Annotated in this window: 21 protein-coding genes; 1 reads left to right on the plus strand and 20 read right to left on the minus strand. The window is 47.1% G+C overall.

The window, feature by feature from the left end; all coding sequences use genetic code 11:
- Positions 1 to 3 precede the first annotated feature (3 nt).
- The 12 genes from MKZ16_RS29305 to MKZ16_RS29360 form a co-directional block, all read right to left on the minus strand.
- Positions 4 to 309 carry a hypothetical protein gene (locus MKZ16_RS29305; RefSeq protein ID WP_081393466.1) on the minus strand — a complete coding sequence of 102 codons (306 nt, stop codon included), beginning with the start codon at positions 307 to 309 and terminating at the stop codon, positions 4 to 6.
- A complete protein-coding gene (locus MKZ16_RS29310; protein WP_076106928.1) occupies positions 306 to 740 on the minus strand; it encodes a hypothetical protein in 435 nt (144 codons plus the stop codon). The genes MKZ16_RS29305 and MKZ16_RS29310 overlap by 4 nt, the downstream gene beginning before the upstream one ends.
- Complete coding sequence (locus MKZ16_RS29315) at positions 737 to 1,306, minus strand: phage tail protein (protein WP_076106926.1); 570 nt, start codon at positions 1,304 to 1,306, stop codon at positions 737 to 739. The genes MKZ16_RS29310 and MKZ16_RS29315 overlap by 4 nt, the downstream gene beginning before the upstream one ends.
- Positions 1,303 to 1,629 (minus strand): hypothetical protein, encoded by a 327-nt coding sequence (locus MKZ16_RS29320; RefSeq protein ID WP_339815093.1) that lies wholly within the window; start codon positions 1,627 to 1,629, stop codon positions 1,303 to 1,305. Before MKZ16_RS29320 ends, MKZ16_RS29315 begins: the two co-directional genes overlap by 4 nt.
- Positions 1,610 to 1,813 (minus strand): hypothetical protein, encoded by a 204-nt coding sequence (locus MKZ16_RS29325; RefSeq protein ID WP_076106922.1) that lies wholly within the window; start codon positions 1,811 to 1,813, stop codon positions 1,610 to 1,612. Before MKZ16_RS29325 ends, MKZ16_RS29320 begins: the two co-directional genes overlap by 20 nt.
- The gene (locus MKZ16_RS29330; protein WP_339815095.1) at positions 1,813 to 3,858 is read right to left on the minus strand and encodes a prohead protease/major capsid protein fusion protein; all 2,046 of its coding nucleotides are present in this window, start codon (positions 3,856 to 3,858) and stop codon (positions 1,813 to 1,815) included. The genes MKZ16_RS29325 and MKZ16_RS29330 overlap by 1 nt, the downstream gene beginning before the upstream one ends.
- The gene (locus MKZ16_RS29335; RefSeq protein ID WP_143759108.1) at positions 3,806 to 5,323 is read right to left on the minus strand and encodes a phage portal protein; all 1,518 of its coding nucleotides are present in this window, start codon (positions 5,321 to 5,323) and stop codon (positions 3,806 to 3,808) included. The genes MKZ16_RS29330 and MKZ16_RS29335 overlap by 53 nt, the downstream gene beginning before the upstream one ends.
- Positions 5,320 to 5,547, minus strand: coding sequence for a hypothetical protein (locus MKZ16_RS29340; protein ID WP_076105475.1), 228 nt, complete (start codon positions 5,545 to 5,547; stop codon positions 5,320 to 5,322). Before MKZ16_RS29340 ends, MKZ16_RS29335 begins: the two co-directional genes overlap by 4 nt.
- Positions 5,544 to 7,364: a terminase gpA endonuclease subunit gene (locus MKZ16_RS29345; RefSeq protein WP_339815098.1), complete on the minus strand. Its 1,821-nt coding sequence runs from the start codon at positions 7,362 to 7,364 to the stop codon at positions 5,544 to 5,546. The genes MKZ16_RS29340 and MKZ16_RS29345 overlap by 4 nt, the downstream gene beginning before the upstream one ends.
- Positions 7,342 to 7,875 carry a hypothetical protein gene (locus tag MKZ16_RS29350; protein ID WP_339815100.1) on the minus strand — a complete coding sequence of 178 codons (534 nt, stop codon included), beginning with the start codon at positions 7,873 to 7,875 and terminating at the stop codon, positions 7,342 to 7,344. The genes MKZ16_RS29345 and MKZ16_RS29350 overlap by 23 nt, the downstream gene beginning before the upstream one ends.
- 129 nt (positions 7,876 to 8,004) lie before the next feature.
- Positions 8,005 to 8,325 (minus strand): hypothetical protein, encoded by a 321-nt coding sequence (locus MKZ16_RS29355; RefSeq protein ID WP_143759104.1) that lies wholly within the window; start codon positions 8,323 to 8,325, stop codon positions 8,005 to 8,007.
- 507 nt (positions 8,326 to 8,832) lie between these two features.
- Positions 8,833 to 9,111 carry a hypothetical protein gene (locus tag MKZ16_RS29360; RefSeq protein WP_076106848.1) on the minus strand — a complete coding sequence of 93 codons (279 nt, stop codon included), beginning with the start codon at positions 9,109 to 9,111 and terminating at the stop codon, positions 8,833 to 8,835.
- A 243-nt stretch (positions 9,112 to 9,354) separates the two neighbouring features.
- On the opposite strand from MKZ16_RS29360, the gene MKZ16_RS29365 reads away from it, so the two are divergent.
- Positions 9,355 to 9,828 carry a hypothetical protein gene (locus MKZ16_RS29365; RefSeq protein WP_036681919.1) on the plus strand — a complete coding sequence of 158 codons (474 nt, stop codon included), beginning with the start codon at positions 9,355 to 9,357 and terminating at the stop codon, positions 9,826 to 9,828.
- Positions 9,829 to 9,886: 58 nt separating this feature from the next.
- Here the strand turns inward: MKZ16_RS29365 and MKZ16_RS29370 are convergent, their stop codons facing one another.
- From MKZ16_RS29370 to MKZ16_RS29405, 8 genes are all read right to left on the minus strand, one after another.
- Positions 9,887 to 10,090 (minus strand): hypothetical protein, encoded by a 204-nt coding sequence (locus tag MKZ16_RS29370; protein WP_143759105.1) that lies wholly within the window; start codon positions 10,088 to 10,090, stop codon positions 9,887 to 9,889.
- Positions 10,091 to 10,106: 16 nt separating this feature from the next.
- The gene (locus MKZ16_RS29375; RefSeq protein WP_143759106.1) at positions 10,107 to 10,472 is read right to left on the minus strand and encodes a hypothetical protein; all 366 of its coding nucleotides are present in this window, start codon (positions 10,470 to 10,472) and stop codon (positions 10,107 to 10,109) included.
- Positions 10,462 to 10,659 (minus strand): hypothetical protein, encoded by a 198-nt coding sequence (locus tag MKZ16_RS29380; RefSeq protein WP_076106852.1) that lies wholly within the window; start codon positions 10,657 to 10,659, stop codon positions 10,462 to 10,464. Before MKZ16_RS29380 ends, MKZ16_RS29375 begins: the two co-directional genes overlap by 11 nt.
- Positions 10,652 to 10,981 (minus strand): hypothetical protein, encoded by a 330-nt coding sequence (locus MKZ16_RS29385; protein WP_076106854.1) that lies wholly within the window; start codon positions 10,979 to 10,981, stop codon positions 10,652 to 10,654. Before MKZ16_RS29385 ends, MKZ16_RS29380 begins: the two co-directional genes overlap by 8 nt.
- Positions 10,965 to 11,474 carry a hypothetical protein gene (locus MKZ16_RS29390; protein WP_076106856.1) on the minus strand — a complete coding sequence of 170 codons (510 nt, stop codon included), beginning with the start codon at positions 11,472 to 11,474 and terminating at the stop codon, positions 10,965 to 10,967. Before MKZ16_RS29390 ends, MKZ16_RS29385 begins: the two co-directional genes overlap by 17 nt.
- On the minus strand, positions 11,471 to 11,881 hold the full coding sequence (locus MKZ16_RS29395) for a YopX family protein (protein ID WP_076106858.1): 411 nt from the start codon (positions 11,879 to 11,881) through the stop codon (positions 11,471 to 11,473). Before MKZ16_RS29395 ends, MKZ16_RS29390 begins: the two co-directional genes overlap by 4 nt.
- Before the next feature lie 179 nt (positions 11,882 to 12,060).
- Positions 12,061 to 12,357 carry a hypothetical protein gene (locus tag MKZ16_RS29400; protein WP_076106860.1) on the minus strand — a complete coding sequence of 99 codons (297 nt, stop codon included), beginning with the start codon at positions 12,355 to 12,357 and terminating at the stop codon, positions 12,061 to 12,063.
- Between the two features lie 8 nt (positions 12,358 to 12,365).
- Entirely contained in the window at positions 12,366 to 12,689 is a 324-nt protein-coding gene (locus MKZ16_RS29405; RefSeq protein WP_076106862.1) for a hypothetical protein, read from the minus strand.
- Positions 12,690 to 12,889 lie beyond the last annotated feature (200 nt).

Raw genomic sequence — 12,889 nt, forward strand, 5'->3', positions numbered from 1 at the left:
GTTTTAGTTCACTCCTTTCAAAATCGCTTGATAGGCTACATATTCAGCTGTACCAGTTTTGCCAATGCGTTCTTGTACCTCCGACATAATGTCTACTGGAACAATTAATTCTTCTACATCCGGCAGCTCCTCAAGTAGTGGTTTTAAATACTCCGGAATACCACCACGAAATACGGTGGATTGTAGCAGACGTCCACCTGGGAGATTCGGACCTAAATAAATGCAGGTAGGACTCTGCTTCTCTACCTTTACAGACGCTTTAGGTGCGCTCTCAGGTTTACTCTTGGCTGCTTCTTTAACATCACTCATAAGTGTTTAACCTCCTGTCTAATTTGCGGAAGTGTCCAGGTTGTCACCGCTTGGCAAATCCATTGCGGTTCCGGCTGGTCCTCTAAAAACTGCCACTTCCAATTGGATTCAATCCGGAATTTTTTATCTATAACCCGTTGCCTCATCAGCAATATACGGACCCGCTCCATGAGGTTCAGGACATCAACAAAGCCGGAATCATCATCGGACTGTGTCCCAAACAATAATTTAACTTGAGCTCGGCTTTCTTTATCGTCGCTGTCACCCTCCATGGGGCGAACAATAATAAGAGGGAATACTGGATCATCCCGGTTTTCTGCAGTCTTGCTCGGCAACGCTCCAAGATGAACCGCTGGAATCGTCGCCGCTTCGTCGGCCAGTTCTTTTTTTAAAAACTCCTTGATAGCCATCATCAACATGACTGGCGTCATGACGTTCCACCTCCTAAACGGCGGTTAAGCTCATGCTCCAGCCGTTTGTCCATTTCTTCAATGGCCACATTCTCCAGGTACTCAGTAACTTCTAGATTATTGAGCATGACTGGCACTGCCGGACCATATAATTCCTCCACGGGTAGGCGGCGACGTGCGCTACGTCGGAAGACTCCGATATGCCCGTTTCTCATACGAGCGAGAAATGCACCATCCACTTTCTTGTTACCTCCTGCACGCTTAACCGCAGCTTTTAAGGCACGCGGACGTTTGGAGGAAAGTGCCTTAGGATTTGTTTTGAACTGCATCAGAGGAATGTTACCGCCCTTCCAGCGGAGTTCGCTGGATAGATTACTGACGCTGCCCCGCTTGAGCACCACCTGATCTGTAACCGCTTTGGACTTCACAATGTACGTTTCCTTTGCTTTGCGGCCAGACTCAGTTTTCAGACGTTGAGAGGTCCGGTTGAGCGCCGAATAAAAGGACTTGCGTACATCCGTATCCAATGACCCCACCCTTCTTAGCGCCTCTCGGATGCCTCTTGCCTCTGCTTGAACATCTATCATGCAATGTTCGCCTCCAATGAGATCGTAAGCAGGCCCATATCGTCACCTACGCGGTCCACGCGGTACCGCTGACCGTTAATAACCATCATCTCGTTAGGCTTGGGAGCGTACCCTAATTCTGCCTCACTCACATGTAGCACATGAGTAACCAAAGATACCCCCTCGGCATAGGCCAGGGGGTGATCGCTGTCAATGGCTTGATCAAGTACAGCGATAACTTCTTTTTTGTCGATTACAAATTTGTCTGCAAATTCTTCGCCGTTAAGGAACACGCCGATATCTTGGGAAACGTAATCTTTGAAGCTAACCACGTTTAGTCCCACGCTGTGATTTTGAGTCTTCAGACAAAGTATCTACTTCGTCCTCCGATTTTTCTTCCTCGCGCTCTTCCAGATGCCCCATTTCTTGTAGCTGCTGAGTGAGTTCCAAAGGTAAACGTCCCCTAACGTCTTCACCTACCTCAAACAATCTGCCCCCATAGTTTAGTGGTTCCTTTAAAATCAACACTATTCTCCACCCCCTGGAGCTACGCCAGCATTTTTAAACAAACCTCGGGAATCCAGTAGCGTTACACCGTAATCAAAATAGATACGGAAATCCATACCCAACCGATCAAAAGGAATGTCTGTTTCTAGGGTCGGTTCCTCTTGACCACGTAGATAAGTTACCTCCACAGTATCCGCAATGTTCGCATCAGCAGCTAGATACCAGGCGGTAGAAGAGTATTGATCCAGCTCCGCATCAACAATCACCTCATACGAATTCCGGAATACGTTAACCACACCGCTATGAGCTCCCGCCGGATCAGCTTCAGAACGCAAGTATTGTACGGCTGCAGTCTCCAACTCTGCAGGAGAAAGTAAATACTTTGGAGCGATATTGAGTGTAGAAATGCCTCGCTGATCCTTCTGTGTACGCATTTTTCTGCGGGCTTCACTCATAGAGACAGTATTAATCACGCTTGCCGTCCCCAAGTTATTATGATCTGCATGGAATAGGTTCTTGTTATCAAAAATCAGTGGATTGGATGCCAATAGCTGATAAACAAGTTTGTTTACACCACGCTTAGCCGCAATTACGTAAGCAGCAGGCACCCGGGACAACATGCTCAAATCATCATTAATAAACGCTTCCCGGGTAAAGCCCCACCGTTTGGAGTATGTCAGCACTGCTTTTGTGACCTTATCATCTTTCATCGCTGTATCATAAGGGATAACTCCATTTTGCGATGTCAGCTCCAAGTTCCCAGCTTCGGAAATGCGGTAATGTTCTGCTGCCTTGAAATCGGAGTTGCTACCCTTTCCTGTCCAATACTGGAATGTGGTTGGGGCTTCTTGGTACGACTGAGACAGCGTTTTATTAGCGGCATTAGAGATAATGCCTTGGAAAGTAGTATCTGGGCTCAGCGCACGCTTCAGCAGTTCTTCATCACGCAGCAGATGTGCTCCAGATTCACCAGCACGAATCAAGCATTCGACGGCCAGATCACGCAAGCGCAAACCACGTAGCTCCATTGCCCCCGCTGCTGGTTTTGAAACTGTACGCGCTGCCCGCAACAGCAACGCATCCGTTGCGGCTGCTCGGAACTTGTCCTGATCTTCCGCTCCTACCTGAATGGCTGACCGTTGTGGCGCCTTGTCCGCGATCTGTTTCTGAAGAATCGCATCCTTCACTTTGTCCACGGTGCTGCCGTCTTCAATATATGGTGTTGCGTCCATACCGAAGTTACGACATAGAGAATTAATTTCTGTGACCCGAGATCGTTCTGCTGTCGCCCCTTGTTGTGCAGATATTGCTGGATCAATTCCAGGCGGTGCAGCTGCTCGTTGCCCATCCCACTCTGGTGGTGTAGGCGTTCCAGCGCCGCCGCCAATTCCCGCTCCACCATCTGGTGCATACATTAATCCCTGTGCGGCCAAAGCCAGCATTTTAAGTCCCTTCATTCCTTCATCCTCGCTCTCATTTTGGTTATAACTACGCCCAACACCAACGGACGGATCTGCCGGAGTTGGTTCAATACTGATTTCAAATGGCTGCCACTTAAGTGCCACATAAGCAGGTCCAGCATGGCGGCCATTGGCTGATACCTTTCCGGCTTTAACTTCCTCCCACGAAGACACTTCGTACCCTACAGATACTCCCTTGATGATCCCTTTCTTTACTTTCTGGAATACCTTGTCACTGTCCTCATCATCATCAAACTGGACTAATGCCCTTGCCTTACGTTCGTTGTCGTCCACCCATACCTTTTGAATAACTCCAATCGGCATATTGCCGTATCTAGAATTACGGCCATGTGCAAATAACAAAACCCCGACGTCGGTTAACCTCTGTAGGTCAATCGCTCCGGGGTCATGGCTTAAAATTTCACTACCGAAATAGCGTTCATATGGTGCTTCCGACGAGAACGAAAGCTCAGCAGTACGATCTTCTTCATTAATGCTATCTTTGCTGAAGGTCAGCGTACGAGATAACTGATTCTCAGGCGGTCCAGCAGCTCTATGCAGCGTCGTCGGAAGACTCTTCTTCATCGTCCGGACTCTGTTTCTCATTAGGTTGTTCCTCCTTTCCTGACCGTTCCCCGATCAGCTCATTAATAAGATTAATCTCTGCGGCACGCTGTACCACTACATCCCGCCAATCCTCACCCCGCTCCGCACAAATACGGGCAAGCGTATCCTGGTTAGAGTCAAGCGCCGTCTTATTAGCGTCCGCTTCCTTTTTCGGATCAATCCAGGTGCTGCCCGGCGGAACCCACACATGAGCAGTGTAAATGCTCTTGTCCTTCGTGTATCCCGGGAGATCAATCTTCCCTTTCAGGTACATGGATTCCAAAAATTCCAGATATACGGGCCGCAGCACACGATCAATGATCATTTTCTGCAACTTTTTATACAGTTTACGATCTTCAATCAGTCCCTGCCGGGCTGAGGAATAATTAACTTGTGACAAATCCCTTGAGACCGCTTCATAACTTAATCCAAGACCGGCGGCAATCATGCGGACCAGCGTCGTAATAAACTCCTTGGTATTGGATGCTTGACCTGTTGGTATGACCGTCTGTACCTCGTCACCTGGATTTAGCTCTCCAATCATTCCGGGAGAAAGCGACACTCCACTGTAATCAATCTCTTGACCGCCTCCGCTCCGGACACCACGACCCAAGCCACTCTGCGGTGTACTCTTCTTAATAAATACGGACATGCAGGCAAGCACACGCTCTTTAATAGATACAGCTTCAATAAATTGGTTGGCATCCTTGATGCGCGGCAAGGCTGTAACGAGCTTAGATATTTCCCTCACTTGTCGCGGATCGGTCTTCTCGAAAAGAAAAATTACATCTTTAGCCGGAATGCGAACCGTTTCTGCCGGGTTCATAAAATAGCCATCCGATACCTTTTTGAAGTGATAAGCTAGCGGACGATTGTAGTCGTCTAGCTCAATTCCCTCTACAATTCGTTTACCCTCACTTGGTTGAACTAATGAATTCAGCTCGTCAACCGATCGGATTTGCAACTTAAATGGATACTCACTGTCCTTGACATAAACTTTGACGATACAGATTCCGCCATCAACATAAAAGCGCCGAATTATCATATCGGCCATCTCTTCCAGCGATTGAGTCCCTGTGATATCAATGTTTTCCGCCTTACAATATTCCTTCCAAAGATCTTCAATGTTCCGATTGATCTCACCTTGAGTGTTCCCAAGAACAGTATGAGGGACTTTAGCCTGCAGCATGATCCCGGTCCCGGTCACATTACGCTGAAACGCCTGCAGAATCCCCCCGGCAATATCGCTATTGTGTTCTAAATCCTGTGCTCTTGCGCGGATTAAAGCACGTTCTCCCCGCTTCTGTTGTTCATTTGGAGAAGCAGACGGGTTCCAACCTTGATTGAGCCGCCCGCGCCCCCCTGCATCGAATACGCTTATCCCATTACGCCAAGCCAAACGCTTATAGGCCCACCGTGGGCTTACCGTCGCAATAGATCGGTCTAACCAGTTCAGTTTGTTCACCTCCCTTCAAAATAAGCGACACGGAAAATACCGCCGCCGCCTTCAATGGCGCTAATTTCCTTTTCTAGCCTTGTCTGCTCTTCATAAAGCCGCCCAAGATCCGGCCGCTTAATACTGCGGCTGCCAATACGATATTCCTGTGCACCACCGAGTATAGCGCTGATTGCCTTTCTCACTTCTACCAGCTGTTCACGGAGCAAAGCTAAACGTTCTTCTTCCGTCATAACCACGAATCACCCCCTTGTAGCCAAGACTTTTTACTTTCTGTCGGCTTCTCTGTCTGAGGCTTGGGTGCCTCTTCCGGCTCTTCATACCGCATATACCGGATACCCAAACAATCAGCAGCAAAAGCAGCGTACACTTCGCAGTCAAGATAGTGGTTATCGGCATGGGCTGTTTTCGGGCGCCACACCTCTATTTCAACACGCCCCCGCTTCTCCTTGATCTTCTCCTCAGCGGTGACTTGCTCCGCATATTCCAAATCACAATCTTCATATACAAACCATCCACCAGTTTCATCTGGCTTGCGGACCAAACGATTCGAAATGAAATCTTTATAATATCCGCCATCAACCAGGTATAGGGATATTCCATACATCCCCTTTTCCTCCCGGTCAATCTTTGTCAGCTTGTACTTTGCTGGCAATGGATTGTTTGCACCCTTGATAGAAACGGCCCATTCGCTATTTTTAACACAAAAATCATAGGTGTCATCGGCGTTATAACCCGAGTCAACCGCACAAAGGTTAACGAAATACTCCGTTCCGTCCCGGCTGCAATAAGAAATGTTCATCACATCCTCGACTTGTGGCCATGTTTCAACGACACCATGTCGGATATTGTGACTCGTCATGCCCTCACTCCAAGCACGAATCGAATAATAAAAACGATCCTTCTGAACATCCACACCTCCGGTCAGCAAAATAGTCCTATCTGGAACAATCCCTTCGTCATATCCGCTAGTTTTGTCCAGCACCTTATCGCTATTTAGTTTGATTTGAGTGTTTTCCCAAGGTTCCGCCAGCCAGCTATTAATAAAGTTCATCAGCTCTTCAGGAACGCGTTTGGATGTAATGAATTCAGAAGCAACGTCTCCGAATCTAACCCATGGGCTATATATTGCATTCATCCAAAATCCAGTTTTTCGCTTTCTCATGGTGGAACCTTCCGGTGTTCGCCATTCGCCAGCGCGCAGCATGGTTGGCTTGTGAGCATCACGTATAATCCCATTACAGCTTTCACATTCATAATAGGCGGTAGCCTTGATATCCTCCGGTTCAAGCGCCTTGTCAAACCTAATTTGCTTGAACTTGAACGTGTGAAACTGGCCGCAGTGCGGACATGGGACGTAGTATTGCAGTTTGACGTCTGCCCCTTCCCATGCTTGCCAGATCGGACCATTACGCAATGTCGGCGTCGAAGTCTGCATGATTTTTTTATTGAAGGGAAAGGTCTTCGTCCGCTCGCGAGCAAGCGATCTCGGGTCAGCTTCTTTACCAGATGTTCGCGGGTACTTATCCACCTCATCCATGAATAAAAACCTAATTGGCCTACTGGAAAGGGATGCAGGGCTGTTTGCCCCAGCGATAACGGCGTACATCCCATCAAACTGCAGCTCCAGATCCTTACTCTGATTGCTGTGGAATCTCTCCTGCAGTGCCGGACTCAGCTCCATCATTGGCTGCAGCCTATTCTCTGATGTGAATTTGGCTAATTCAATATGCGGATAAACGACAAGGGCCGGGTTAGGGTCCTGAGCAACCACGTAACCCAACATGTTATTTAGGCATTCAGTTCCTCCGACCTGCGTAGGTTTAAGGAAAATAATCTCCTCCACGCGAGGATCTGTAAAAGAATCCATGATTCCGCGCAGATATGGCGTCCGATCAGTGGACCATTGCCCCGGTTCAGCAGCACTTTTGCTGTCTAAAACTCTGTACCGATCAGCCCATTCAGAAACTGTTAACTTTTCAGGTGGTCGAAGAACCTGGAAGGCTGATGCCAGCCAATCAGGCCATTTACTTTTTGCCTTTTCTGGCACTGTAAACACCCCTGACGGACATCTGCAGAAGGACTGCATTTGTCGTGTCATTGATGCTTTGTTCAATGACGCGCACCTGATCCGGATCAACGAATGGTGCAATCTCCATTGCAATCCGGCGGCTGTAGCCAGTCATAGAACGCTTCAACGTTGTAAAGAAACGTTGAAGTTCACTGACAACTTCTTCCCTAGGGATATATTCACCCTTGGAAATAGCATTCTTCAGCTCTGCCGCTTCCGCTTGCTGCTCCTTTAATTTCGCTTCATAGTGAAGCTTCTTCCCCGCTGTCGTCTTTGGTGTGGCTTCATCTTCATCCTCGGAATCCGAGGTTCCGCGATAGTTCTGCACCCAATCAAAACACTCTTTTAGAGGGTACCAGCCATTGGTAGCTTTAGGCATTCCCAACTTGACCCACTGTGCAAGTGTGTTCCGGTGGACCCCAAACAGTTCAGATGTGTACGATGCGCTGATACATAAGGTTTTATCAATCATTTTCACTATGGAATCCAAGCCAAAAACACCCCCTCAAGATGCACAGTGCACAGTGATTTTTTTCAATAAAAAATAGTCAAAGATCGGGCTCACACGCACCCGCACCCCACCCCCGCCCCGGGAAGGACCCAAATCTTAATTTCCAACCTAAAATCCGATAAATCGGGCTCGTTTATCCCTCCAGCACCCACAAGCACAGCTAAGATCATGAACGGGATGCCGTTTCCCTTGTTTGGGTGGCAGCATAGCCGTGGGTTTTGAGTAAGGTCTGTTTGCAAACTGCAATCTGCCCTCCTGATATTCGATCTCATCAAGAATCTGCCTGATCTGAGCTCGTAGCTTAATCCTTTTGAAGAAGCCTGCAGTGTTCATATCATCTGCAATAACCAGCGCCTCGATCTTTAACTGCACCACATTGACCATCGGCTTCACCTCTCCTAAACTGGTGTACAACAAAAAGAGCCGCATTTCAGCGACCCGCTCCTGCATATTAAATTCCCAAACGCTTGGGATTATTCCTGAGCATTATGCGCTCAGTAAAGGGCTGCTAACCGCGACTCACACACGGCTTGGGTGGATTGTTGCTCTCTTTGCAGCGCCTTACTCAATTCATAATGTAATGCCCGTATTTGCATGGTGACGTCCGGTAGTTGCCGTAACATATCCCCTATGCTCATAACGCGCCCGGGCGGAGCGCGTTGAGAGTGATATTAAACTCTCTTCCCCCGCATCAGGCCGCCGCTATAACTGCTACTGGCTACTTGTGCTTACAGTTCCGCCCCATGGTATCTGCTGCTATTGCAACGGGCATCATCACTGATTCAGCTCTGACGAGTCCTGCCAGCGATAAGGGGCAGCAGGGACACCCGGACGTTGTTCCGTCCTATGTCCCTTACTGTAAGTCTGTTTTTGTATCATATTAGTCTCAACTTAGTATCAATTTAGTATCATAATTTCGCCGTGCATTCGTAATGTTCAATACGCTTGCCCTGCATCCAATTCTCCATACTCTGCCAGTAGGTCGTACTCATAGTGTTCGCAAATTGCTCGTATACCTAGCGCGACATAATACTGCTTTTGCTCTGCTGTCCGGCACTCGTTCGCTTTTTCAATACAGGTACATAATTGGTCAATAAACGAACGTTCCTTTGATTCAGCGTCTTCATTTGCGTTTGCTAGCTTTTCATATCTATCTGCTTTAGTCTTGATAGCTTGGAAACTTTCATAACCGATCGTTACTGTGGCATCTTTCATTTCGTTTATCCTCCTTCGTTATATGCGTCAATCCATTCCCCAAACCTTGTCTTTACCGCATCGTAGACAATAGCTGTGCCAAATACCTCTCTTGTTGAGGATCTTATGTCCTAGCAATTTGCAGATGATTTTACGCATAAGGTAAATGCCCTTTCTTTACAGTTTCTTCGTACTGTGCAATAGAATATTTTTTCTTCTTAAAGAGATACTAATCAAAAATTGTTTATTTCACAGGAGGCAACAATGCTGAAAAAACTAATAATTCTCTTTGTTTTTTGCTTTATAGCCGTTGGAATTTCTCCATATGCTGCCGTAGCATCAAATGATCTCTACAAAACACCTACATCAAAACAATCTGATCAGTGGAAAGTTGAAATCAAAAAAGTTGAGAAATATACCTCCAAGATGTCAAAACCTCGTGAAAATGAAAGTGAAATGTACAACATTATCATCACCAATATCGGAGCTGGATTAGAAAATGTCGTATTTAACTCCTATAGAGATGAACCAAATACCCAAACAAAGTATGGATTAAGCATTTCAGACGATCATCATAAGAATTTTAAACATGGTGAGTTAGTCGACTTTTCTAACTTCCCTATTTCAGTTGATTCAAAGGAACTTCAAATCGAAATTAGCTGGTACGGAAAACCTTCAAACAACGAAACCCATCATAGAAAGTACAAAGAAACCTTTACTTTCACACCAGAAAAATAATAGAAACTTGTTGGGCACTTCGGTGCCCTATTAGTTCACAGTTTGCGTCTAACGCTCATCAAATGATCCCGGCCAGCTTCAGATGATCGGCTATGGTCGCAACACCAACCCTGATCCGCCGGTTTATGGTTGCAGTGCTAGTATTCGCGGTATATTTCAGCAGTGTAAGCTTATGCTTACGGGCGTTTACATAACGATGCTTGATTATGGCCATCACCTCATCGTCTTCAATAAGCTCAAACGCTCTATCGATCTCTCTCACCTTACGAGAAAAGTCCTTAAATTCTCTTGCTTCCAGCTCCGTCAGAGACTCCTTTTTCCCGTAAACACCGATTTTCCTGAGCATTTTCGGATATTTCTTTAGCAATTCTCTTGTGGCCACTTTGTCCGCTGCCGTCACGCCGGGAAAGAACTCCATCTGTACCACCGCCCCCACAAGAACACTCCCCTTCTTGCTTATATACTCCATCTAAGCCCATAGCGAACGTCCGTATGTTGGTTGATATCCAGTGAGCCATGATAGGCGACTTATATCTAACCCATGCGTTCCCCCAAGCAATCACTTCAACCGGATCTTTCAATTTCCAATCTTTAAAAAATCGCTCACCTGCCTTTAATGCAGCTTGAACTTCCTTAACCTTCATCGCGCAGCGCTCTCCTCTTGTTGTATTCAAATATTGGAATTGGCTTCTTAGCATTTAAGAGAGTAGGATTAGCCTGTCTAAATGCTGCCAGCTCCTCCGGTGTAAGCTGAGAACACTTTATCTCTCCCTGTCCTCCAGCTGCCTGCTCTACTGCCTTGTCCTTATTTGCAAAATGCCAGTTATTCATGACTTTGGCCTACAATCTTATCTACCAGCTTTTCCCCTTCAACCCGCTGCCTTAGATAATCTTTGTTGGCCGGGTCATTGTTCCAACCAAGGTACTCTTTAGGCGACTTTTCAAGAGCAGTTTTAAACATATCGAACATGCTTTTTAATTTCATGTCTCGTAGAAATTGCGGCTGTGGTTGGTCTCGCATCAATTCTTCCCGCAACTGACGATGCTCAATATTGAACATGGAGCAGTACACCAACAAAGCGTAAAGGAGTTCATTATTCTCTGGACTTTTACCATCCTTAGCGTCTTCCACAATTTCAAACAGTGTCCGCATTGTTTGTGTCTCCTTCCTTATTTCCTCGGGCTGCACGTGCCTTAGCTCCGCCATCTTTCATCACTTCTGACGGCATTACTTCATCCAGACCGCCAATCCACCAGTTGTTGTTATCCTCTAAAGCGTAGAATTCCAATGCTCCCTGTTGCTGGGCTATGGTCTGCTGTGCCTCTACCAGCTTCCTCTCTGCCGATTCCTTGAATACTCGTTGACGTCCAGCTTCGTAATTTGCCTTTTCCAAAAGCATGCGTTTTATTTCAAGTGCATTACCTGTATCGCCATGCTTACGCTCTACCTCTTCTAGAGCAGTCCGAGCGGTTTTCACATCAGATATTAGCTTTACAATATAGCCACGTGCTATCATCCCTTCGTACTCTGGTTCAATGGCATATCCTTCGCCATCTGTAGGCATCGTCCGATACTCACGACTCAATTCATCTAATTGCTCATTCGTGAAATAGGGCTTGATCTCTTCTATCCGTTCTGATGTCATGCATTCGCCGCCTCTCCCCCGAGCAATTCCGGGTTGTCGTGAATGTTTCCTATGACCGTAGTTTCAGCCGTTTCACTAAACAGGTAGTCTCCGTCCTTACCGTCCATATTTTCAAGCAGAAACGAACCATCATGATACTTCACGATCCCTGTCCGAGTACCAGAAAGGGGAAATAGCATTTCTTCGGCGTTGCATATATCTTTCTCATAGATCTCACGGTCGTTCCGGTCATTTAAGCCGCTGTATTGACCCTCAGTCCCCTTGATAATTTCATGCAGCTTAAGGTGCCCTTTATTGTCTAAAGTGGCTATTGCCAAAGATCCAGCGATACTCACCTGCACCAGACCTCCATACACCCATTGGCCTGTTTCTTTCGACTTACCGCGAAACTTAATAGCTCTGCTCATACTGGTTATACCTCCCTAGGATCATTTTGTCGCCAAAGGTAGAGGACGGAGAACTGATGAAGCTCCCGCGTCCATTTTCCCGCTGGCTTGTCCTTCAAACGGTTATATATGACTCTGTAATCTATGATTTCACATGGTGGCCGCTCCTCTTGGAAGAAAAAGAACATCGGCCTCCTCCTCTACTTCGCAAGCCGCAGGACCAGTGCCGCCTGCTTTGAGCTCAAAGGCTTAAGCCAGTCTGTCCGGTAGGGTTGAGTACTTGTCGGCCTTCTGCCTATTTGAATCTCATACCCCCATACCCAGCCAGCTGGATCGGTAGCCGATTCCGTAATCATGACTTCCCGGCCTATCTTGTCCGGATAAAGCTTCGGCATGATTTCATGTCGCTTATCATTACGGATGATCTGGCAAACCACGCCTGGACGGTACTTGTCTTTGGAAACCGATGGAGCTGGTGGATCAAAAAAGAAGAACATCGCTCCTCCTAATCCGCTTGGCGGTATGTGAGAACGTCCCACCCTCGCCCAGCTAACTCCTTATACATCACTGTCACAGCCTCGCAGCGCTTATCTGCTTGCCCTCCGCTGTTCGGGTTGATCATATACCCCTCTCCAATCCAACGCCGTTTAGAACGGCAATAGAGCCCGGCTTTTCGGATGGCTTCCAACACCTTTCTTTCAGACTGGCGCGGAACACAGAGGAACACTGAATCTAAATTTGCACTTCCGCCGTCTGGAATAGCTTCGGCTGCCGCTTTGGCCAAATCGTTCGACTCTCGGAGATCCTTGATAAACTTATCCCAATTCATGTTATTCACCCTTTCTTAAATCTCTCTGCGAAATATGCGATTCAGGGGCGAGTTTTCAGCCCCGCGGAAATAATCATTGTCCCGCTCCATGATGGAACGATCATAACGAGCAAATATACGGCTATAATTCGAATCCTCAGCAATGGATAAGTCATACAGTGAATCAGCGGTCAGAGCGTAATAATGAGTTATTTGCCCTA

This window comes from Paenibacillus sp. FSL R5-0928 (genome assembly GCF_037970385.1).
Classification (GTDB): domain Bacteria; phylum Bacillota; class Bacilli; order Paenibacillales; family Paenibacillaceae; genus Paenibacillus_AQ; species Paenibacillus_AQ odorifer.

Bases quoted from the DNA above. Each gene is read 5' to 3' on its own strand.
- MKZ16_RS29400 (WP_076106860.1), bottom strand. From the start codon at position 12,357: ATGTTCTTCTTTTTTGATCCACCAGCTCCATCGGTTTCCAAAGACAAG.
- MKZ16_RS29390 (WP_076106856.1), bottom strand. From the start codon at position 11,474: ATGACATCAGAACGGATAGAAGAGATCAAGCCCTATTTCACGAATGAG.
- MKZ16_RS29365 (WP_036681919.1), top strand. From the start codon at position 9,355: ATGCTGAAAAAACTAATAATTCTCTTTGTTTTTTGCTTTATAGCCGTT.
- MKZ16_RS29355 (WP_143759104.1), bottom strand. From the start codon at position 8,325: ATGCGGCTCTTTTTGTTGTACACCAGTTTAGGAGAGGTGAAGCCGATG.
- MKZ16_RS29310 (WP_076106928.1), bottom strand. From the start codon at position 740: ATGACGCCAGTCATGTTGATGATGGCTATCAAGGAGTTTTTAAAAAAA.
- MKZ16_RS29330 (WP_339815095.1), bottom strand. From the start codon at position 3,858: ATGAGAAACAGAGTCCGGACGATGAAGAAGAGTCTTCCGACGACGCTG.
- MKZ16_RS29340 (WP_076105475.1), bottom strand. From the start codon at position 5,547: ATGACGGAAGAAGAACGTTTAGCTTTGCTCCGTGAACAGCTGGTAGAA.
- MKZ16_RS29405 (WP_076106862.1), bottom strand. From the start codon at position 12,689: ATGAATTGGGATAAGTTTATCAAGGATCTCCGAGAGTCGAACGATTTG.
- MKZ16_RS29375 (WP_143759106.1), bottom strand. From the start codon at position 10,472: ATGAAGGTTAAGGAAGTTCAAGCTGCATTAAAGGCAGGTGAGCGATTT.
- MKZ16_RS29395 (WP_076106858.1), bottom strand. From the start codon at position 11,881: ATGAGCAGAGCTATTAAGTTTCGCGGTAAGTCGAAAGAAACAGGCCAA.
- MKZ16_RS29315 (WP_076106926.1), bottom strand. From the start codon at position 1,306: ATGATAGATGTTCAAGCAGAGGCAAGAGGCATCCGAGAGGCGCTAAGA.
- MKZ16_RS29360 (WP_076106848.1), bottom strand. From the start codon at position 9,111: ATGAAAGATGCCACAGTAACGATCGGTTATGAAAGTTTCCAAGCTATC.
- MKZ16_RS29305 (WP_081393466.1), bottom strand. From the start codon at position 309: ATGAGTGATGTTAAAGAAGCAGCCAAGAGTAAACCTGAGAGCGCACCT.
- MKZ16_RS29380 (WP_076106852.1), bottom strand. From the start codon at position 10,659: ATGAATAACTGGCATTTTGCAAATAAGGACAAGGCAGTAGAGCAGGCA.
- MKZ16_RS29385 (WP_076106854.1), bottom strand. From the start codon at position 10,981: ATGCGGACACTGTTTGAAATTGTGGAAGACGCTAAGGATGGTAAAAGT.